The 18,615-nt window shown below is 72.3% G+C and carries 19 protein-coding genes; 8 read left to right on the top strand and 11 right to left on the bottom strand.

Annotated features, from left to right (window positions below):
- Positions 1-105: 105 nt before the first annotated feature.
- From AB0B98_RS24255 to AB0B98_RS24245, 3 genes are all read right to left on the bottom strand, one after another.
- Entirely contained in the window at positions 106-1,068 is a 963-nt protein-coding gene (locus AB0B98_RS24255; protein ID WP_112583659.1) for a zinc-binding dehydrogenase, read from the bottom strand.
- A gap of 177 nt (positions 1,069-1,245) precedes the next feature.
- On the bottom strand, positions 1,246-2,424 hold the full coding sequence (locus AB0B98_RS24250) for an NADP-dependent malic enzyme (RefSeq protein WP_238668179.1): 1,179 nt from the start codon (positions 2,422-2,424) through the stop codon (positions 1,246-1,248).
- Between the two features lie 145 nt (positions 2,425-2,569).
- A complete protein-coding gene (locus AB0B98_RS24245; protein WP_238677854.1) occupies positions 2,570-2,920 on the bottom strand; it encodes a S24/S26 family peptidase in 351 nt (116 codons plus the stop codon).
- 84 nt (positions 2,921-3,004) lie between these two features.
- Between AB0B98_RS24245 and sodN the strand changes: the two genes are divergently transcribed.
- From sodN to AB0B98_RS24230, 3 genes are read left to right on the top strand one after another with little or no spacing between them, the layout of a single operon-like run.
- Entirely contained in the window at positions 3,005-3,409 is a 405-nt protein-coding gene (sodN, locus tag AB0B98_RS24240) for a superoxide dismutase, Ni (RefSeq protein WP_030490383.1), read from the top strand.
- The gene (locus tag AB0B98_RS24235; protein WP_357365504.1) at positions 3,406-3,984 is read left to right on the top strand and encodes a GNAT family N-acetyltransferase; all 579 of its coding nucleotides are present in this window, start codon (positions 3,406-3,408) and stop codon (positions 3,982-3,984) included. The genes sodN and AB0B98_RS24235 overlap by 4 nt, the downstream gene beginning before the upstream one ends.
- Positions 3,985-4,016: 32 nt before the next feature.
- A complete protein-coding gene (locus AB0B98_RS24230; RefSeq protein ID WP_238668182.1) occupies positions 4,017-4,424 on the top strand; it encodes an ATP-binding protein in 408 nt (135 codons plus the stop codon).
- A gap of 22 nt (positions 4,425-4,446) precedes the next feature.
- Here the strand turns inward: AB0B98_RS24230 and AB0B98_RS24225 are convergent, their stop codons facing one another.
- Entirely contained in the window at positions 4,447-4,836 is a 390-nt protein-coding gene (locus AB0B98_RS24225; RefSeq protein ID WP_124853891.1) for a hypothetical protein, read from the bottom strand.
- Positions 4,837-4,879: 43 nt separating this feature from the next.
- On the opposite strand from AB0B98_RS24225, the gene AB0B98_RS24220 reads away from it, so the two are divergent.
- Entirely contained in the window at positions 4,880-5,830 is a 951-nt protein-coding gene (locus AB0B98_RS24220; RefSeq protein WP_091406065.1) for a diacylglycerol kinase family protein, read from the top strand.
- A 448-nt stretch (positions 5,831-6,278) separates the two neighbouring features.
- The gene (locus AB0B98_RS24215; protein ID WP_088950012.1) at positions 6,279-6,536 is read left to right on the top strand and encodes a WhiB family transcriptional regulator; all 258 of its coding nucleotides are present in this window, start codon (positions 6,279-6,281) and stop codon (positions 6,534-6,536) included.
- An 87-nt stretch (positions 6,537-6,623) separates the two neighbouring features.
- Here the strand turns inward: AB0B98_RS24215 and AB0B98_RS24210 are convergent, their stop codons facing one another.
- From AB0B98_RS24210 to AB0B98_RS24190, 5 genes are all read right to left on the bottom strand, one after another.
- Positions 6,624-7,391: a CbiX/SirB N-terminal domain-containing protein gene (locus AB0B98_RS24210; protein ID WP_357365628.1), complete on the bottom strand. Its 768-nt coding sequence runs from the start codon at positions 7,389-7,391 to the stop codon at positions 6,624-6,626.
- 17 nt (positions 7,392-7,408) lie between these two features.
- A complete protein-coding gene (locus tag AB0B98_RS24205) occupies positions 7,409-8,170 on the bottom strand; it encodes a phosphoadenylyl-sulfate reductase (RefSeq protein ID WP_357365502.1) in 762 nt (253 codons plus the stop codon).
- Positions 8,167-8,328: a hypothetical protein gene (locus AB0B98_RS24200; RefSeq protein ID WP_165435836.1), complete on the bottom strand. Its 162-nt coding sequence runs from the start codon at positions 8,326-8,328 to the stop codon at positions 8,167-8,169. Before AB0B98_RS24200 ends, AB0B98_RS24205 begins: the two co-directional genes overlap by 4 nt.
- Entirely contained in the window at positions 8,325-10,037 is a 1,713-nt protein-coding gene (locus tag AB0B98_RS24195) for a nitrite/sulfite reductase (protein WP_357365500.1), read from the bottom strand. Before AB0B98_RS24195 ends, AB0B98_RS24200 begins: the two co-directional genes overlap by 4 nt.
- A gap of 291 nt (positions 10,038-10,328) precedes the next feature.
- The gene (locus AB0B98_RS24190; protein WP_357365498.1) at positions 10,329-11,240 is read right to left on the bottom strand and encodes an ArsR family transcriptional regulator; all 912 of its coding nucleotides are present in this window, start codon (positions 11,238-11,240) and stop codon (positions 10,329-10,331) included.
- A gap of 63 nt (positions 11,241-11,303) precedes the next feature.
- On the opposite strand from AB0B98_RS24190, the gene AB0B98_RS24185 reads away from it, so the two are divergent.
- Both AB0B98_RS24185 and AB0B98_RS24180 read left to right on the top strand, forming a co-directional pair.
- The gene (locus AB0B98_RS24185) at positions 11,304-12,329 is read left to right on the top strand and encodes an aldo/keto reductase family protein (protein ID WP_357365496.1); all 1,026 of its coding nucleotides are present in this window, start codon (positions 11,304-11,306) and stop codon (positions 12,327-12,329) included.
- Positions 12,330-12,365: 36 nt separating this feature from the next.
- Positions 12,366-13,862: a glycosyltransferase family 39 protein gene (locus AB0B98_RS24180; protein ID WP_357365494.1), complete on the top strand. Its 1,497-nt coding sequence runs from the start codon at positions 12,366-12,368 to the stop codon at positions 13,860-13,862.
- 26 nt (positions 13,863-13,888) lie between these two features.
- Here the strand turns inward: AB0B98_RS24180 and AB0B98_RS24175 are convergent, their stop codons facing one another.
- The gene (locus AB0B98_RS24175) at positions 13,889-15,481 is read right to left on the bottom strand and encodes a histidine kinase N-terminal domain-containing protein (RefSeq protein WP_357365493.1); all 1,593 of its coding nucleotides are present in this window, start codon (positions 15,479-15,481) and stop codon (positions 13,889-13,891) included.
- A gap of 25 nt (positions 15,482-15,506) precedes the next feature.
- Positions 15,507-16,538 carry an SIS domain-containing protein gene (locus tag AB0B98_RS24170; protein WP_357365491.1) on the bottom strand — a complete coding sequence of 344 codons (1,032 nt, stop codon included), beginning with the start codon at positions 16,536-16,538 and terminating at the stop codon, positions 15,507-15,509.
- 188 nt (positions 16,539-16,726) lie between these two features.
- Here AB0B98_RS24170 and AB0B98_RS24165 point away from each other — a divergent pair, with 188 nt between their 5' ends.
- Positions 16,727-18,553: a tetratricopeptide repeat protein gene (locus AB0B98_RS24165; protein WP_357365489.1), complete on the top strand. Its 1,827-nt coding sequence runs from the start codon at positions 16,727-16,729 to the stop codon at positions 18,551-18,553.
- Positions 18,554-18,615 lie beyond the last annotated feature (62 nt).

The raw sequence follows: 18,615 nt of genomic DNA, 5'->3' as shown, positions 1-18,615 counted from the left end.
CCACTACTTCCATGATGTTGTGCGATCTTGCGGGGCCGGGCGGGGCCGGGCCGGGCCGGGCGGGGCGGGGCGGGGCCGGGCCGGGCCGGGCGCGCGGGCCGCGCGTCAGGCGGTGTGGTCGATGACGACCTTGCCGAAGGCGTCCCCGGAGTGCAGTCGAGCGAAGGCGTCCTCGACCCGGCTGAACGGGATGACGCTGTCCACCACCGGGCGCACCTCGTTGTCGGAGCAGAACGCCAGCAGCTCGTACAGCTCGCCGGGCGTGCCCATGGAGGTGCCCAGGATCTCCAGTTGCATGGCGAAGACCCGGCGCAGGTTGACCGACGGCTCGTGCCCGGCGGTCGCGCCGGAGACCACGATCCGGGCCATCGGCGCTGCCGACTTCAGCGAGTGGTCGAAGGTGGCCGCGCCGACCGTCTCGATCACCACGTCCACCCGCTCCGGCAGCCGGGCGCCGGGCTCCACGGCGATGGCGCCGAGGGCCGAGATCCGGTCCCGCTTGACGGCGTCGCGGCTGGTCGCGTACACCCGCTTGCCCATCGCGACGGCGAGCGCGACGGCCGCGGTGGCCACGCCGCCGCCCGCGCCCTGGACCAGCACGCTGTCGGCGTCCGCGACGCGGCCCTTTGTGGTCAGCATCCGCCACGCGGTCAGCCACGCCGTGGGCAGGCACGCCGCGTCGGTCGCCGCCATGCCGTCGGGCAGCGGAATCAGATTCGATCGGGGTACGGCCACCCGCTCGGCGAGCGTCCCGGCGAAGTGCTCGGAGAGGATGGAAACCCCGCGCGGGTCACCCGGTGTGACGACCACCGGGTACACGACCACCGGGCGGCCCTCCGGGTCCAACCCGACCGCGTCGCAGCCGAGGATCATCGGCAGCTGGGCCTCGGTGAGACCCACCCCGCGCAGCGACCAGAGGTCGTGGTGGTTGAGCGAGGTGGCCCGCAACTGCACGGTCACCCAGTCGTCGGCCGGAGGGGTCGGCTCGGGCCGCTCGCCGACGGTGAGCGCGGCGAGCGGGTCGGCGTCGTCGAAACGGGAGGCAAAGGCAGCACGCATGATCGGCACGGTAACAAGCTGAGCGCTCGTTAAGAAGCTGTGCGCGTAGGCCAGCAGCGCATGCTGCGCCGGAGCGCCCCTGGCCCACGCGTGCGCGCAGGCCAGCGGCGCATACGGCGCCGGATCGCCCCCAGCTCACGCGTGCGCTCACCGGCGGCGCCGGAGCGCCCCGGTCGACGCGTGCGCCTACCGGCGGGCGACGCCGTCGCGGCGGGCGGCTTCGGCGACCGCCTCGGCCACGGCCGGCGCGACGCGTGGGTCGAGCGGGGACGGGACGATCGCGTCGGCGGTCAGGGACTCCGCCACCACACCGGCGATGGCGTCCGCGGCGGCGACCTTCATCGCCTCGGTGATCCGGGTGGCACCGGCATCCAGCGCGCCGCGGAACACCCCGGGGAAGGCCAGCACGTTGTTGATCTGATTGGGGTAGTCGCTGCGCCCGGTGGCGACCACCGCGACGTGCCGGGCGGCCACCTCCGGGTGCACCTCGGGGGTCGGGTTCGCCAGCGCGAACACGATCCCGCCGGGTGCCATCCCGGCCACCGCGGCCTCGGGGATCTGCCCGCCGGAGACCCCGACCAGCACGTCCGCGTCGCGCAACGCCTCGGTGATGTCGCCGTGGCGGCCGTCGGCGTTCGTGCTCGCCGCCAGCTCGGCCTTGGTGCCGGTCAGCTCGGTGCGGTGCCGGCCGATGATCCCCTTGGAGTCACAGACCACCACCTGGTCGGGGTTGACGCCCCCGGCGATCAGCATCTTCGTCACGGCCACGCCGGCCGCGCCCGCGCCACTCACCGCCACCCGCAGGTCGCCGAGCTTGCGGTCGAGCAACATCGCGGCGTTGCGCAGCGCGGCCAGCACCACTATCGCAGTGCCGTGCTGGTCGTCGTGGAAGACCGGGATGTCCAGCGCCTCGTCGAGCCGACGCTCGATCTCGAAGCAGCGCGGCGCGCTGATGTCCTCCAGGTTGATCCCACCGAACGAGGGGGCCAGCGCCCGCACCACAGCGACGATCTCGTCCACGTCCTGGGTGTCCAGGCAGACCGGCACCGCGTCCACCCCGGCGAACTGCTTGAACAGCACCGCCTTGCCCTCCATCACCGGCAGCGCGGCCCGGGGACCGATGTTGCCCAGCCCGAGCACCGCCGAGCCGTCGGTGACCACCGCGACCGTGTGCGACACCCAGGTGTACTCGTCAACCAGGGCAGGGTCGGCGGCGATCGCCTCACACACCCGGGCCACCCCCGGGGTGTACGCCAGGGAGAGGTCCTCCCGGCTGGTGAGCGGCACTGTCGAGGTGACGGCCATCTTGCCGCCCCGGTGCAGCAGGAAGACGGGATCAGCGGGGTCCACGGTGGACGAAGACATGGTGGTGACTCCAGGATCTGTCGAGCAGATGTGAGGCGGCCGGCCCCGCCGCGAGGTGGGCGGCGAGCTGTGGCACGCGGTGCGGGGGGTCACCCGGGCACTTTCCGAGCATAGTGTCGGCACCACCCCCCGGATGTGAGCAGGGTCATAACTGACGACGAGGTACCCGTCCGGGGCGCGGCCAGTAGCGGGCCACCACCCGTCCGCGTACGTCGGCCACCCCGTACGCCCGGGAGTCATCGGTGATCAGGTCGTTGTCGCCGCGCAGCCACCAGCCGCCGTCCTGCGGCCGGACCGCACGCTTCACCACCAGCAGATCGGGCCGGGTCCGGAAGACCGCGACCACCACGTCGCCGGCTCGGATCGGGCGGCCGCCGGGACGGACCAACACCGCGTCGCCGTGTCGCAGGGTAGGGGCCATGGACGGGCCGGTCACCAGAACGGCGGTCAGTGGCCTCCGCAACCGGGGCACCTCAGCCGGGTGATCGGCGACCACTGGTTTCACCTCCACCCGGTTCGGGGAGCATCCCCAGGAGTAATGTCGCCTTTGATCATCGCAAACTTCCCATGGAGGATCCCGATGCGACTTCCGCGCATCCTTGCGCCCCGCGTCACCGCGAGCGCTCACTGCGACCTGCCGTGCGGTGTCTACGACCCGGCTCAGGCCCGGATCGAGGCCGAGTCGGTCAAAATGATCTGCGAGAAGTACCAGTCGAACACCGACCCGGAGTTCCGCACCCGCGCCGTCATCATCAAGGAGCAGCGCGCCGAGCTGGTCAAGCACCACCTCTGGGTGCTGTGGACCGACTACTTCAAGCCGCCGCACTTCGAGAAGTACCCGAACCTGCACAGCCTGTTCAACGAGGCCACCAAGCTCGCCGGCGCCGGTGGCGTCAAGGGCAGCCTCGACCCGGCCACCGCCGACAAGCTGCTCGCGAAGATCGACGAGATCTCGAAGATCTTCTGGGAGACCAAGAAGGCGTGACCTCTCCGGTCATCCCGACGATCCGGCCGGCACGTCCCGAGGACGTGCCGGCCGTCGTCGCCATGGTGCACGAGTTGGCCGAGTACGAGCGCGCCCCGGAGCAGTGCCACCTCACCACCGAGCAGCTGACCTCGGCCCTGTTCGCTACTGCTCCCCCAGGTCGTGACCTGCGGTCGGACGCGCCGAGCTGGAGCGGTGGTACGACCGCTCCGGCGCTCTTTGGTCATGTCGCGGTGGACGAGCACGACGAGCCGGTCGGCTTCGCGCTGTGGTTCCTCAACTTCTCCACCTGGGCCGGCGTGCACGGCATCCACCTGGAGGACCTCTACGTCCGGCCGGCCGCACGGGGCACCGGCGCCGGTCGACTGCTGCTCGCCGCGCTGGCCGACATCTGCGTACGACGCGGCTACCAGCGGCTCGAGTGGTCGATGATCGACTGGAATCCGGCCGCCGGCTTCTACGCCTCGGTCGGCGCCGAACAGATGAGCGAGTGGGTTCCCTACCGGCTCAGCGACGCCGCGCTCCGCGAGCTGGCCGAGCAGGCCACCACCGCCGGCACGCGTATGGGCGACTGACCGGGTAGAGTCCCCGACCGGGGGGATGAGGCGTGACTCAACTGACTGGCCAGCCAGCGACCGACGACGACGTGGTGCACCTCACTGTGCCTGCCGACGGCGGTTACCTCGGCGTGCTCCGCACCGCCACCGCCGGTCTCGCGGCCCGGTTGCAGTTCGCGCTCGACGAGATCGAGGATCTACGGATCGCTGTCGACGAGGCGTGCGCCATGCTGCTCGCCATCGCCACCCGCGACGCCGAGTTGGAGTGCCGCTTCGCGGTCACCGAGGATGCGCTGACCGTCGAGGTGACGGTGCCGACAGTGCGCGGTGCCACGCTGCCCGCCGAGTCGTCCTTCGCCTGGAAGGTGCTCACCGCGCTGACCACCTCGGCGTCCGCCACCTCCGCCGGCGATCGGGCCACGATCGCGCTGCTCACCCGACGCTCCGGCGGCTACTGACCGATCCGACCCATCGGCGCTGTCACTCGAAGCCGAGGGCGCGGGTCGTCGGAGGGCAGATCAGCAGCCAGGCCACGCCCAGGCCGAGCGCCATCAGCGGCACGCCCAGCCAGCCCAGGCCGGCCTGGATCATGAACCACCCGATCGGCAGCAGCATCAGCTGAAGCACTATCGCGGGGGCTCGTGCGCCCGCCTGACGGCGTAGCAGCGCGCGACCCAGGGCCCAGAGCGCGACGGCCGCCCCGATGGCGAACACGGTCACCAGCAATGCCGCCAGCAGGTCGGTGCGGGTGGCAGTGAGATCGGCCCAGACCAGCCAGACGGCGATCAGCCCGACGACGGCCGCCTCCGCCCACAGCAGCCGGACCGCCCAGCGGAGCGTGACGGGGATCGGGTCCGAGTCGATGGTCACGCGCGCCACGATACCCGGGCTGCCGGAAGGTACAGTGCCGCCCATGCGGGCCGTCCTGGTGGTCAATCCGAAGGCCACCACCACCAGCGAACGCAGCCGGGACGTGCTCGTCCGGGCGCTGCGCAGCGAAGTCGATCTCAGTGTGCGCTACACCCGTCGCCGTGGACACGCCGTGGCGCTGGCCCGGGAGGCAGCCGCTGAGGGCGTCGACCTGGTCGTCACCCTGGGTGGCGACGGCACTGTGAACGAGGTGGTGAACGGCCTGATGACTGCCGAACCGCCGACTCGCGCCGGCGACGCGCCGATGGCCGAGCGACTGCCCGCGTTGGCGACCGTCCCCGGTGGCTCGACGAACGTGTTCGCCCGCGCTGTGGGTCTGCCCCGGGAGTGGCCGGAGGCGACCAGCATGATCCTGGAAGGGCTGCGGCTGGGCCGGAGCCGGACGGTGGGGCTGGGCCTCGCCGACGACCGCTACTTCACCTTCTGCGCCGGCTTCGGGCTGGACGCCGCGGTGATCCACCGGGTGGAGCAGGCCCGGCGGAAGGGGCGGGTCTCCACGCCGTCGCTCTATCTGCGTTCGATCATGAATCAGTACTTCTTCGCCTCGGACCGGCGGCACCCGGCGATCGTCCTGGAGCGTCCGGGCGAGCCGGCGGAGGCCGAGCTGGCCACCGTCATCATCCAGAACACGGCACCGTGGACGTACCTGGGCGACCGGGAGGTCAACCCGAACCCGGCGGCGTCGTTCGATCTCGGGCTGGATGTGCTGGCGTTGCGTCAGCTCCGGGTGGCTAGCACAACACGGACAGTGACGCAGTTCCTGTCCCGGCAACCGGATCCACGCGGCCGGCAGGTGTTACGACTCCATGACACGGCGGAGTTCACGCTGGTCTCCAGCCGTCCGCAGGCGTTCCAGCTCGACGGGGACTATCTCGGCGAGCGGGAGAAAGTCAGATTCACCTCCGTTCCGGCCGCACTGAGAGTAATCTGCTAGGTCTCGGGTACTGCCCTTGGTTGAAGCGGTGGCCACAACCGGCCGACACGGTCGCCGCCACACCGAGGACAGGTGCCGGAAATGTCAGCAATGTCACGCGGACTGTACTATATTGATCCTCGACTGTGGCACGGCGGGTAACCAGGAAAGCACTGGTATCCGGACAAATGGGTTGTGGTCTTGCTCACCGCCCGGAGTTTTTCCGAGCGTCACCCTTGACATCACGACTGTTCGTGAAAGTATTCACAAGCGAACTTGAGTTACCGGGACAGTGCCTGGATATGCTCGGCAGGTTGAGCTGTTCCAGCAGGTCCCCGGGCGCTAACTGCCTGCTCACGCACTGCCGAATGGACGGACGCTAACTGTCACCATCGGCACGCGGATGCATATAGGAAAAGCACGACCAAGCAATTGTTGCCACCCATCCAGAATGAGGAGTGTTGCCGCCATGGACTGGCGTCACCATAGTGTCTGCCGTGACGAGGACCCGGAGCTGTTCTTCCCGATCGGGACGTCCGGTCCGGCTCTCCTGCAGGTCGAGCAGGCCAAGGCCGTCTGCAGGCGCTGCTCCGTGACCGACCAGTGCCTGCAGTGGGCACTCGAGTCAGGTCAGGACGCTGGCGTCTGGGGCGGAATGAGCGAAGAGGAGCGGCGCGCCGTCAAGCGGCGCGGCGGTCTCCGGGTGTTGCGCGCTCACTCCGCCTGATTCCCAACACACAGCCGTACGCCCCGGTGGGTCCGCCCGCCGGGGCGTCCTGCTGTCCGGCACCGGAGCACACAGTGCCGGCACGGGTCAGCCGGTGGGCGCCAGCACCGGCCGGCCGTCGACCCGACGCAGCACCAACTCGACCAACTCCGGCGCGTCGGTCAACGGGGCGGCGACCGCCACCGCACCCGCCGCCCCGGCCGCCTCGGTCACCGAGTCGTGGAACAGCCCCGGCGCCAGGAAGTACGCGGACACCGCGACCCGGCGCGCGCCGGACGCCCGCAACCGGGACACCGCCGCACCGGCAGCCGGTGGAGCCGCCGACGCGTACGCCACCCGGCAGGGCACCCCGAACTCCACACCGAGCGCGTCGGCGACCCGGCCCACCGATCGTCGCGCCCGCGCGTCCCTGGTGCCCGCCGCAGCCAGCACCAACGCGTCGAAACGACCCGGACGCGTCTCACCCAGCCGTCGACACAGCCCGGCCAGCAGCCCCGGATCGGGCGTGTCGTCCGCCGGGCCGAGCACATCGGTCACCCGTACCGACAGCTGTGGCCCGGACCGCGCCGCCGCGGCGACCGCCGCCGGAATGTCCACCCGATGGTGGTACGCGGCGGTCAGCAGCAACGGCACCAGCACCGCCCGACGGTGACCGGCCACGGCCAGGTCGCGCAACACCTCGGTCGGCCCCGGCTCGGTGTGGTCCAGCCAACTCGCCCACACCGGTGTGCCCGGCCGGGCCGCCGACACCGCCCGAGCCAGCGCCCGGGTGGCATCGGCCGCCCGTGGGTCACGGCTGCCGTGCGCGACCAGCACCACCGGGTCCGCCCCGCCAGCCGCACCGAGGCCGGTCAGGGGCGTCGCCGGGGAGGTCAGACGTGCAGCCCGCACTCGGTCTTCTCGAACATGGCCCACCGGCCGGCCCGCGCGTCCTCGCCGGCCTTCGTACGGCGGGTGCACGGCCAGCAGCCGATCGACCCGTAACCCTGCTTGAACAGCTCGTTGACGGGCACGTTGAACCGGGCGATGTAGGAGTCCACGTCCTTCTGCGACCAGGCCGCGATCGGGTTGACCTTGACCTTGCCCCGACGCGCGTCGAATGTCACCACCGGTGTGTTGGCCCGGCTCGGCGACTCGTCCCGGCGCAGACCGGCAGCCCAGGCGTCGTACCCGGTCAGCGCGCGCTCCAGCGGCTCCACCTTGCGCAACTGGCAGCAGTCGTCCGGCGACTTGTTGAACAGCCGGGGGCCGTACTGGCCGTCCTGCTGGCCGACGGTGAGCCGGGGCCGGATGGACCGGACGTTCACCGGCAGCGTCCGGGCGACCTCGTCGCGTACCCGCAGCGTCTCGGGGAAGTGCAGGCCGGTGTCGAGGAAGACCACGTCCACCCCGGGGGCCACCCGGGAGACCAGGTGCGCCAGCACGGCGTCGGCCATCGAGCTGGTCACGCAGAACCGCTCACCGAAGGTCTGCGCCGCCCAGCGGGCGATCTCCAGTGCCGGGGCGCCTTCCAGGTCCCGAGCGGCCTGCTCGGCCAGGGTCCGCAGCTCGTCCGGGTCGCGCCGGGCCGGGTCGGCCGGCGTCGAGCCGCCCGGGCCCACCAGGCGCAGGCTCGCGGCCGAGACGAGACTCATGAGGTCACCGCCCGACTCAGCAACCCGGTGAACTTCACCGAGAAGACCCGGGTGCAGGCGTGGCACTCCCAGGCGCCGTGACCCGCCTCGTGCGGCCGCAGGTCCTCCTCGCCGCAGTACGGGCAGTACAGAGGTGCCGCTCGGTTCTCGCTGCTCACCGCAGTTCCTCCTCGTCGACTCTGATCACCCAGTTGGCGAACGTCTCGCCCTCGCTCCGACCGGCCAGGTAGCGACGGGCCAGCCGTTCCACGTACTCCGGAAGTTCGTCGGCGGTGGTCTTCAGGCCGCGAAGCTTGCGGCCGAAACCGGCGGTCTGCCCCTGGGCCATGCCCAGCCCGCCGCCCAGGTGCACCTGGAAGCCCTCGACCTGTTGGCCGTCCGGTCCGACCACCAGTTGACCCTTGAGCCCGATGTCGGCCACCTGGGTGCGTGCGCACGCGTTCGGGCAGCCGTTGATGTGGATCGAGATGTCCGCGTCGAAGTCGCGCAGCCGCTGCTCCAGCCGGGCCACCAACTCCTCGCCGCGGGCTTTCGTCTCGACGATGGCGAGCTTGCAGTACTCGATGCCGGTGCACGCCATCGTGCCGCGCCGCCAGGCCGACGGCCGGGCCTCCAGACCGATCCCGCGTAGCGCGTCGACAAGCGATTCCGTCCGCTCCGACGGCACGTCGAGCACCAGCAGCTTCTGGTACGGGGTGAGCCGCACCCGGTCGCTGCCGTGCGCCTCGACCACGTCGGCCAACTGGCTGAGCTGCGCGCCGGAGACCCGCCCGACCACCGGAGCCGCGCCCACGTAGTGCCGCCCGTCGGCCTGCTCGTGCACGCCCACGTGGTCGATCGGCTTCGCCGGCAGCTCCGGGGCGGGGCCGTCGAGCAGCGTACGGCCCAGGTACTCCTTCTCCAGGACCTCACGGAAGCGCTCCACGCCCCAGTCGGCCACCAGGAACTTCAGCCGGGCGCGGTTGCGCAGTCGGCGGTAGCCGTAGTCGCGGAAGATCCCGACCACGCCGGCCCACACGTCGGGGATCTCGGCCAGCGGCACCCAGACGCCAAGCCGCTGGGCCAGCATCGGGTTGGTGGAGAGCCCGCCACCGACCCAGAGGTCGAAGCCCGGCCCGTGCTCGGGGTGGTCGACGCCGAGGAGGGCGATGTCGTTCGACTCGTACGGGGTGTCGACCAGCCAGGAGATGGACGTCTTGAACTTGCGGGGCAGATTGGAGAACTGCTTGTCCCCCACGTACCGGGAGACGATCTCGTCGATCGCCGGAGTCGGGTCGACCAGCTCGTCGCGGGCCACCCCGGCGACCGGGCTGCCCAGCACGATCCGTGGGCAGTCGCCGCACGCCTCGGTGGTCTGCAGGCCAACCGACTCCAGCCGACGCCAGATCTCCGGCATGTCCTCGACCCGGATCCAGTGGTACTGGATGTTCTGCCGGTCGGTGATGTCGGCGGTGTCCCGGGCGAACTCCCGGGAGATGTCCGCGATCACGCGCAGCTGAGCCAGGCTGAGCTGGCCGCCGTCGATGCGGACCCGGAGCATGAAGAACTCGTCCTCCAGCTCGTGCGGCTCCAGCACGGCGGTGCGTCCGCCGTCGATGCCCGCCTTGCGCTGGGTGTAGAGGCCCCACCAGCGGAACCGGCCCCGCAGGTCCTGCGGGTCGATGGAGGCGAAGCCGCCGTGCGCGTAGATGTTCTCGATGCGGGCCCGGACGTTGAGCGGGTCGTCGTCCTTCTTGATCCGCTCGTTGGGGTTGAGCGGCTCGCGGTGGCCGAGCGCCCACTGACCCTCACCCCGTGGCCGGCGCGGCGCTCGGGTCGGGCGAGCCGTCGGGTCCTCGGAACGGGCCGGGATGCTGCTGACCGCCATCGCGGCGTCCTCCGTTGTCTGCTGTGCCTCGGGATACGCGGGGCGCGGCGGCCGGCCCGGCGAAGCGGGCGGGACAACGGTGTCTGAGACAGCCGGCGCGGAGCGCGCCCGAGACAGATTGGTCGGGCGTCGTCAGTAGGCCGGACAGATCGCGCTGCGCACGCGGCCGTAATCGACGTGGCGACGTGCCACGAAGCGGCGGACGACTGCGGCGGTCATGGGCCCATGCTGCCACACCCCAAGGGGGCCGGCCAATGTCCACGTGCTGGATCCCACATCACGGGCCGAGGCTCAGCCGACCAGCTGGTCACCGAGGATAGTTCGGGCATAACGCACCACCCGCCCCTGTCGTACGCCGGCGATCAGGCCGTTGTCCCGCAAGGTGGTGAGGTGGTGCGACGCCGTCGCCGGCGCGAGACCCAGCATCGCGGCCACCTCGCCGGTGCTCAGCGGCGAGTCCAGCAGGGACAGCGCCGCCGCCCGGGTACCGCCGAGCAGGGCGCCCAGCGCCGCGCTGGGCGGGGGCGAATCCCACAGCCCGCCCAGTCCGGTGGGCGGATAGCAGAGGGCGGGCCCGGCGTCGCCCTCCATGATCGCGTGCACAGTCGGCCCGGAGAACGCGGTGGGCAGCAGCGTCCACGGGCGCCCGTCCAGGTCGGCCGGCACTGTCGTGCCGACGGCGACCCGCAGCGCCGCGCCGTCCCAGCGGATCAACGGGTGCACCTCGCGCAGCAGGGTGCGCCCGCCCTGCTCGGCGGCGAGCAGCATCCGCCGCCGGATGTCGGCCAGCGCGAGCGCCCGCAGCCGGGGCCAGTCCGGTGCGATCAGCACTGTGAAGTACCTGTGGAGTTGGGCGACCAACTCGTCCGAGGTCAGCCGGGGTGCGCCGGCCCGCTCCAGTTGCCGGCGCATCCGGGACGGGTCGGTGCCGGCGACCGCCCGCAGCTCGGCGGCCAGGTTCGGTGCCACTCCGATCGGGGTGAGGAAATCCGGCACGTAACCGTTGGACGACCTGAGCACCGCCAACAGCGGTTCCAGGCCGGCGTCCGGCAGCAGCCGCTCCGCGCGTTGCCGCCACGGACGGTGCATCCAGTACTTCTCCGGCTTGCGTAACGCCCAGGAGCTGGCCACCAGCTCGGCCAGGGGCGAGTGCACGAACCGGACCCGGCTCAGGTCGTCGGGCGAGAACCGAACCTCGATCACCCACGGATTCGACCACGTTCGAACGGTTCGGCGACAGCGCGGGGCGGCCCGACGATTCTCGTCATGGAGTACAGGCAACTGGGCCGGTCGGGCCTGCGCGTCAGCGCGGTCGCGTACGGCAACTGGGTCACCCACGGCAACCAGCTCGACGACGACGCGGCGGCCGCGTGCGTGACCGCCGCCCTGGATGCGGGCATCACCACGTTCGACACCGCCGACCGGTACGCCCAGGGGCGGGCCGAGGAGGCGTTGGGCAGGGCGCTGAGCGGCGTCCGACGCAGCTCGATCGAGCTGTGCACGAAGGTGTGCCTGCCGGTCGGGCCGGGAGCCAACGACGCCGGGCTGTCCCGCAAGCACGTCATCGAGGGCTGCCACGCCTCGCTGAGCCGGCTGGGCACCGACTACCTCGACCTCTACCAGGCACACCGGTACGACGACAGCGTGCCGCTGGAGGAGACGATGCTCGCCTTCGCCGACCTGGTCCGCCAGGGCAAGGTGCTCTACGTCGGCGCCTCCGAGTGGACCGCCCCGCAGCTGCGCGCGGGCCTGCGACTCGCCGCCGAGCTGCACATCCCGTTCATCGCCAACCAGCCGCAGTACTCCATGCTGTGGCGGGTCGTGGAGGCCGAGGTGTCGCCCGCCTGCGCCGACCTCGGCCTGGGCCAGCTCGCCTGGTCGCCGCTCGCGATGGGCGTGCTGACCGGTCGGTACGAGCCGGGCCGACGTCCACCCGCCGGTTCCCGGGCCACCGACGGTTTCGGTGGCTCGTTCATCGCCCGCTACTCCTCCGATCTGCTGCTCTCCCGGGTACGCCAGCTCCGACCGGTCGCCGAGGCCGCCGGCTGCACGATGGCCCAGTTGGCGGTGGCCTGGGTGCTGCGCCGGCCGACGGTGGCCGGCGCGATCGTCGGCGCGTCCCGGCCCGAGCAGCTCACCGAGACTGCCAAGGCCGCCACGGTACGGCTCGACGACGAGCTGATGGCCCGGATCGACGCCGTGCTCGACGAACTGGTGGAGCGTGATCCGGCGAAGACCGCCCGCCCGAACGACGTGATGTCCGCCTGGCGCCCACCACCTGCGGCCGGCTGACGCCCGCGCAGGGGGTGGCCGTGGCAGGCTCGGACCGTGGGGCAATTGTCCGAGAGGTCGGCCGGGGCGGCGTGGGAGCACCTGCGCCGCCTGCCGGTCTGGCTCCCCCCGGCACTGTTGACACTGGCGGTGACGGTGACCGGGCTGGGCTCCGCCCAGCTCTGGCGCGACGAGCTGGCGACGTGGAGCGCGGCCACCCGTTCGCCCGGCGACCTGCTCCGGCTGGCCGGCACCATCGACGCCGCTACCGGGCCGTACTACCTGCTGATGCACGTCTGGACGAGGGTCTTCGGCGACTCCACGATCGCCCTGCGCGTGCCGGCGGTGCTGGCGATGACAGTGGCCGCCGGGCTGCTCGCCGTGCTCGGCACGCAACTCGTCGACCGGCGCGGCGGCCTCTTCGCCGGGCTGCTGTTCGCGGTGCTCCCCGGCACCTCCCGCTACGGGCAGGAGGCTCGCCCGTACGCGCTGGCCACCATGCTCGCCGTGCTCGCCACACTGCTGCTGGTGACCGCGCTGCGTCGACCGAGCTGGGCCCGTTGGGCCGGTTACGCCGTCGCCGTCGCCGCCCTCGGGCTCATCCACCTGATCGCACTCACACTGCTCGCCGCCCACGCGCTGGTCGTCCTCATCGCCCGGTGGCGCGGCCCAGCCGCGGCCGGCGTCGCCACCCCGGCCCAGCCCGGCACCGAACGGGACCGTCGGGTGTGGCGGTGGCTGGTCGCCATGGTGCCGGTCGCGCTGCTGGCCGGCCCGCTGCTGGTCAAGGCCCGGACCCAGCAGTCCCGGCAGTTGGACTGGGTCCACCTGGCCCGACTGGACGACCTCACCGCGCTGCCCGGCGGCGTCACCCAGAGCAGTGTGGTCGGTGGCCTGCTGCTCGGGGTCGCGGCGCTCGGCGCGGCCCGGCTCGGGCGACGCGCCCTGCTGCCGGTCGGCGCGGTGCTGCTGCCCGTACTGCTGCTCTTCGCCGCGGGCACCGTCGTACCGCTGTGGGTGCCCCGGTACCTGGTCTTCGTGGTGCCCTTCGCGTGCCTGCTGGCCGGCGCGGCGCTGGCCGCCGTAGCCGCACCGGCCGCGCTCGTCGTTGTGGTGCTGGCCGGGCTGCTCGGCCTACCCGACCAGGCCGCGCTGCGCCGGACCCACGAGTGGCCACGCAGCGCGCCGGTGGACTACTCCGGGGCGGCGCGGGTGATCGCCGACGGCCAACGCCCGGGGGACGCGGTGGTCTACTCGCCCCGGCACAGCTGGCTCTTCCTCGACCTCGGTATCGAGTACCACCTCGGCGACCCACCACGTGACGTGCTGGTCACCGAGGACGAGGTGCGCCGCGGCGACCTGTGGGCCGCCGAGTGCCCCCAGCCGGCGCAGTGCCTGGCCGGTACGACGCGGGTCTGGCTCGTCGTCTCCGGCCGGCACCCCGAGCCGCTGGCCGCCGTGCCCGGCGCCAAGGGCGACGCGCTGCGCACGGACTTCACAGTCACCCAGGTCTGGCAGCGCCCCGGTCTCACCGTCGCCCTGCTGACTCAGTAGGACGGCGAGGTGGCCGCGCGCGGCGGTCAGGGCTGCGAGCGGCCGTCGTGGGTGTTGCGGGCCAGCGGGATGACCAGCATGGCCTCGGTGCCGCCGTTGGCGCCGGCGCGCAGTTCGATGGTGCCGCGCAGCTCCCCGGTGATCAGGGCCCGAACGATCTGGAGGCCGAGCCGGCTGCCGCGTTCGGCGTCGAAGTCCGGCGGCAGGCCACGACCGTTGTCGGTCACCGAGACGTGCAGCATCTTGCGGAACCGGTGCGCGGAGACCACCACCTCGGGCCGCAGCGACGGGTCCACCTCGGGAGCGGCAACCGGCACCATGCCGGAGGCGGAGGCCACCGGGGCCTCCTCCGTCTCGTCGGCCGGCGGGAAGCCGTGCTCGACGGCGTTGAGCAGCAACTCGTTGAGGACCATCACCAACGAGGTGGCGATCTCCGCCGGCAGTACGCCGAAGCTGCCCCGCCGACGCATGCCGACGCTCACCTCGGTCGCCGCGACCTCGGTCGCCGCGCTGGCCACCCGGTCGACGATGCCGTCGAACTCCACCGCCTCGTCGCTGGACATCGAGAGTGTCTCGTGCACCAGGGCGATCGAGGCGACCCGACGGACCGATTCCTCAAGGGCGACCCGGGCCTCCGGCATCGCCACCCGGCGGGCCTGCAACCGCAGCAGCGCGGCCACCGTCTGGAGATTGTTCTTCACCCGGTGGTGGATCTCCCGGATGGTGGCGTCCTTGGTGATCAGCGCCCGGTCCCGGCGACGGACCTCGGTGATGTCGCGGACCAGCACCAACGCTCCGATCGGCACCCCGGCCGGCATCAGCGGCAGCGCCCGGGTGAGCATCGTGGCGCCTCGTGCGTCGATCTCCCGGCGGGGTGGCGCCTCACCGCGCAGCGCGGCCAGGATGCCGTTCGAGGCCTCGGTGCCGTCCAGCGGGTCACCGGCCAACCGGCGGTGCAACGCGGCCAGGTCCTCCCCCACCAGGTGCGAGGCGTAGCCCAGTCGGCGGTACGCGGACTGGGCGTTCGGGCTGGCGTAGGTGACCTTGCCGCCGGCGTCGAGCCGGACCAGGCCGTCGCCGACCCGGGGCGCGGAGGTGGTCTCGCCCGGATGCCGCGGCGGCGGGAAGGTGCCGTCGGCGATCATCTGCGCCAGGTCGTCGGCGGTGGTGAGGTAGTTGAGCTCCAGTTGGCTGGGCGTACGCGCGGTGGAGAGGTTGGTGTCCCGCCCGACCACGGCGATCACCTCGCCGGCCTCCCCCTCGACGGTACGCAGCCGAACCGGGATCGCCTCGTGTCGGGCCGGCACGTCGCCGTACCAGACCGGGTCGCCCTCACGCCAGATCCGCCCCTGGGAGTACGCCACCCCCAGGTGGGCCACCTCCGACCCGCCGACGATCCGACCCACCTGGTCGTCCTGATAGGCGGTCGGTGCGGTGGTCGGGCGCACCTGGGCGACACAGAGGAACGTGCCGTCGGCGTCGACCGGCACCCAGAGCAGCAGGTCAGCGAAGGACAGATCGGAGAGCAGTTGCCAGTCGCCGGCGATCCGGTGCAGATGGTCGATGTCGGCCGGACGGAGATGGGTGTGCTCCTCGGCGAGGTCGCGCAGCGTGGACACGGTGACCAGGGTGCCACGCCGCGCCTCACATCGTCGCGGTGACCTTCTTCAACCCGCGCGGCGCGTCCGGGTCCTCGCCTCGGGTCAGCGCCAGGGCCAGGGCCAACCGTTGCATCGGCAGGATGTCCAGCAGCGGGGCGTACCGCTCGTCGACCTCGGGGACGGCCAGCCGGGTGGCGCCCGGCACGTCGGCGGAGCCGACCACCACGACGTCGGCGCGGCGTTCGCCGAGGCGGGGCAGCACCTCACCCATCGACCGGCCGCCGGGGCCGGAGCCGACAATGGCGAGCACCGGGACCTCCGGGTCGGTCATCGCGAGCGGGCCGTGCAGCAGGTCGGCGCCGGAGAAGGCGAGCGCCGGCAGGTACGAGGTCTCCATCAGCTTCAGCGCTGCCTCCCGGGCGGTGGGGTAGGCGTAGCCCCGGCCGGTGGTGACCAGCTGACGGGCGAACCGGTAGCGCGGGGCGAGCTGGGCCGGAGTGCCGTCGGCCAGGGTGCGGGCGGCCAGTTCGGGAAGTGCGTCGAGCGCGTCCCGTTCGGCCTTCGGGAGCACGCCGTCGCCGGCCCGGATCCCCTCCACCAGCATCAGCAGGGCCAGCAGCTCGGCGGTGTACGTCTTGGTGGCGGCCACCGCCCGCTCGTGCCCGGCGGCGATGTCGACGCTCAGCTCGGCCACGTCGACAAGCGGCGAGTCGGGGGCGTTGGTCACCGCGAGGGTCAGCGCGCCGGAGGCTCGGGCTGCGCGCAGCACCTCGGCCAGGTCGGGCGAGCCGCCGCTCTGGCTGACCCCGACGACGAGCGCGTCGGAGAGGTCGGGGCGGGCCCCGAACAGGGTGACGACGCTGGGCGAGGCCAGCCCGGCGGGAAGGCCGAGCCGGATCTCGGTCAGGTAGGCCCCGTAGAGCGCCGCGTGATCGGAGGTGCCCCGTGCGGTGAAGACCACGTGCCGTGGCCGACGCTGCGCGATGACCGCCGCCACCCGGGCGATCTCGGCGGCGTTGGCGGCGGAGAGCAGGCGCGCGTAGCCAGCCGGCTGCTCGTCGATGTCGGCGGCCATTCCAGCCCCTGCACGTGTCACGGAAACCCCTCCCCTGCGCGGTTGCCGCGCGATTCTTGCTCAGTCTTGCACTTTTGAGCGTATCTCAGCAATTGAACGAGCAGGACTGCGCAGATGATCACCAGTTGATCTCAATATCAACTAAGCTTTACCCGTTGCACCCGGTCTAACTGCCACGAGAGGACGACGTGCCCGAGGGAACGGACGATCCCGCGCTCTCCGCGACGGAGGAGCTGGCGCTGGCCCGGCTGGCACTCGACGAGGGCGACCTGCACCACGCCGCCGGCCACCTCGCCGGCGCGTTGGCGCAGGCCCCCACCCTGCCGGAGGTACACGAGACGCTGGCCCGGCTGGCCGCAACGAGCGGCGGCGGCCTCGACCTCTTCCCGATCAACCACCACACCTTCGTGGGTGCTGTCGTCGCCCGCGCCCACCTCCTCGCCACCGCCGGACGCCCCGCCGAAGGGCTGGAGCTGCTGGCCGCTGCGACGTCGTACGCGCCCGGCACCGAGTGGGCCGGCGTGCCCTGGGTCACCGCGCCCGAGCTGGCCGAACGGCTGGAACCGGAGCACATCGCCCGCGTCCTCATGCAGGTCTGCGCCGCACTGCCCGACCCGGTGCCGCGGATCGGGCGGGCCCCGCTGACCCCGTACCTCACCCTCGCCCGCAACGCGGCCACCGTGCACCCCGAACACGGCCTGCTGCTGGGCGCGGCGTCCGCGCTGGCCCGGCGCCTCGGCGAGGTCGAGCTGGCGGTCCGCTGGGCCACCCGAGGGGTACGCGCACAGCCCTCGAAGATGGGCGAGGTGTGGCTCGGGTACGCGTACCGCAGCTCGGGCCGGACCCGCGACGGCCTCGCGGCCCTCGGTCGGGCCGTCGAGCTGGACCCCGACGACCTGGCGATCTACGCGGACATCGCCGGCACACTGGCCGAGATCGGCCGGCTGGACGAGGCGTTGGAGTGGACCGAGCGGGCGCTGGCGCGCGATCCGTCGTTCGACTGCGCCGTGCACACCGCCCACCGCCTGCGGCACCTGCGCGACGGTGACCTCGCCCACCTTGTCGCGCTCGCCGACTTCGTGCGGGACCACCCGGACGACAGCCACGAGCACGGCGACCTGGCCCAGTGCTGCCGAGGTCGACCCTGGCTCGGCCAACTCACCCCGGCCGGTGGGCCCCTGGTCGACGCGATCCGCCAGGCGGTGGCCGATGACGACAATGGTCTCGGCGGTGCCGTACGCCTACCGGCCGCCGCCCCGCCGAGCGCGGTCGGGACGGCCATCTCCACCGCCCCCGGGCTACGGATCGAGGTCGTCGGCACGCCGGAGCCCGACCCACGCGAGCCCCGGCGGGAGTCCGCTCAGCGGTTGTGGCACTACGCGGACACGGTCCCGACGCCCGCGCTGGCGGCGCCCTCGGCGACGGCTGTCGAACGGATCGGGCAGATCGCCCACCCGGCGTGGGCACACCCACCGGCGGCGTACGACGCGGCGGTGGGTCTGGCCGGCCTCGACCTGGGCGACCTGCTCGGCCTGCTGGTGCATCCGCCGGCGGCGCCGGCCAACGCGGTGGGTCGGCTGCTGGCGGCCCACGACCCGTCGGTCTGGGTTCGTGGAGTGCAGGTGTGGGCCTGTCTGGGGCTGCTGCACCACCGCACCGACGAGCCGTGGGAGGGCAGTACCCGGCGCCGGGTGCTGCTCGACCTGATCTGGGGCGTCGAGGACTGGGTCACCGAGGCGGCGCTGTTCGCCCTGGTCACCGCCGCCTGGGTGGACCCCTCGGTGCGGTCGGACGTGGCCCGGGTGGTGGCGGAGCGGTTGGCCGACGCGGCTGCCGTGGCGCGGAGCCGACCGGTCCCGATCGCTGCCTCGCTGGCTCACCTGGCACTCGCCGCCCCGCAGTTGGATCCGGCGACGGCGGCACTGGCCACCGAACTGCTGGCCGCCCACTCCCCCAGGCTTCCCCGCCCCCGCAACCCCCTGCGCCGCCTCTGGCAACGCCTGATCCGCCGCTAACTCCCCCGCGAACCCGCGAACCCCGCCACCCCCGCGATCTTGCACTTACTGTCGCCGTTTTG

Origin of the sequence: Micromonospora sp. NPDC048947 (genome assembly GCF_040649495.1) — a bacterium.
GTDB lineage: Bacteria > Actinomycetota > Actinomycetes > Mycobacteriales > Micromonosporaceae > Micromonospora > Micromonospora alfalfae.
Note: the sequence above shows the minus strand (reverse complement) of the source record. Positions and strands in the feature narration are given on the sequence as shown.

Excerpts from the sequence above, each read along its gene's own strand:
- AB0B98_RS24220 (WP_091406065.1), top strand. The coding sequence starts at position 4,880 with ATGCGGGCCGTCCTGGTGGTCAATCCGAAGGCCACCACCACCAGCGAA.
- AB0B98_RS24170 (WP_357365491.1), bottom strand. The coding sequence starts at position 16,538 with ATGGCCGCCGACATCGACGAGCAGCCGGCTGGCTACGCGCGCCTGCTC.
- sodN (WP_030490383.1), top strand. The coding sequence starts at position 3,005 with ATGCGACTTCCGCGCATCCTTGCGCCCCGCGTCACCGCGAGCGCTCAC.
- AB0B98_RS24215 (WP_088950012.1), top strand. The coding sequence starts at position 6,279 with ATGGACTGGCGTCACCATAGTGTCTGCCGTGACGAGGACCCGGAGCTG.
- AB0B98_RS24205 (WP_357365502.1), bottom strand. The coding sequence starts at position 8,170 with ATGAGTCTCGTCTCGGCCGCGAGCCTGCGCCTGGTGGGCCCGGGCGGC.
- AB0B98_RS24250 (WP_238668179.1), bottom strand. The coding sequence starts at position 2,424 with ATGTCTTCGTCCACCGTGGACCCCGCTGATCCCGTCTTCCTGCTGCAC.
- AB0B98_RS24195 (WP_357365500.1), bottom strand. The coding sequence starts at position 10,037 with ATGGCGGTCAGCAGCATCCCGGCCCGTTCCGAGGACCCGACGGCTCGC.
- AB0B98_RS24185 (WP_357365496.1), top strand. The coding sequence starts at position 11,304 with ATGGAGTACAGGCAACTGGGCCGGTCGGGCCTGCGCGTCAGCGCGGTC.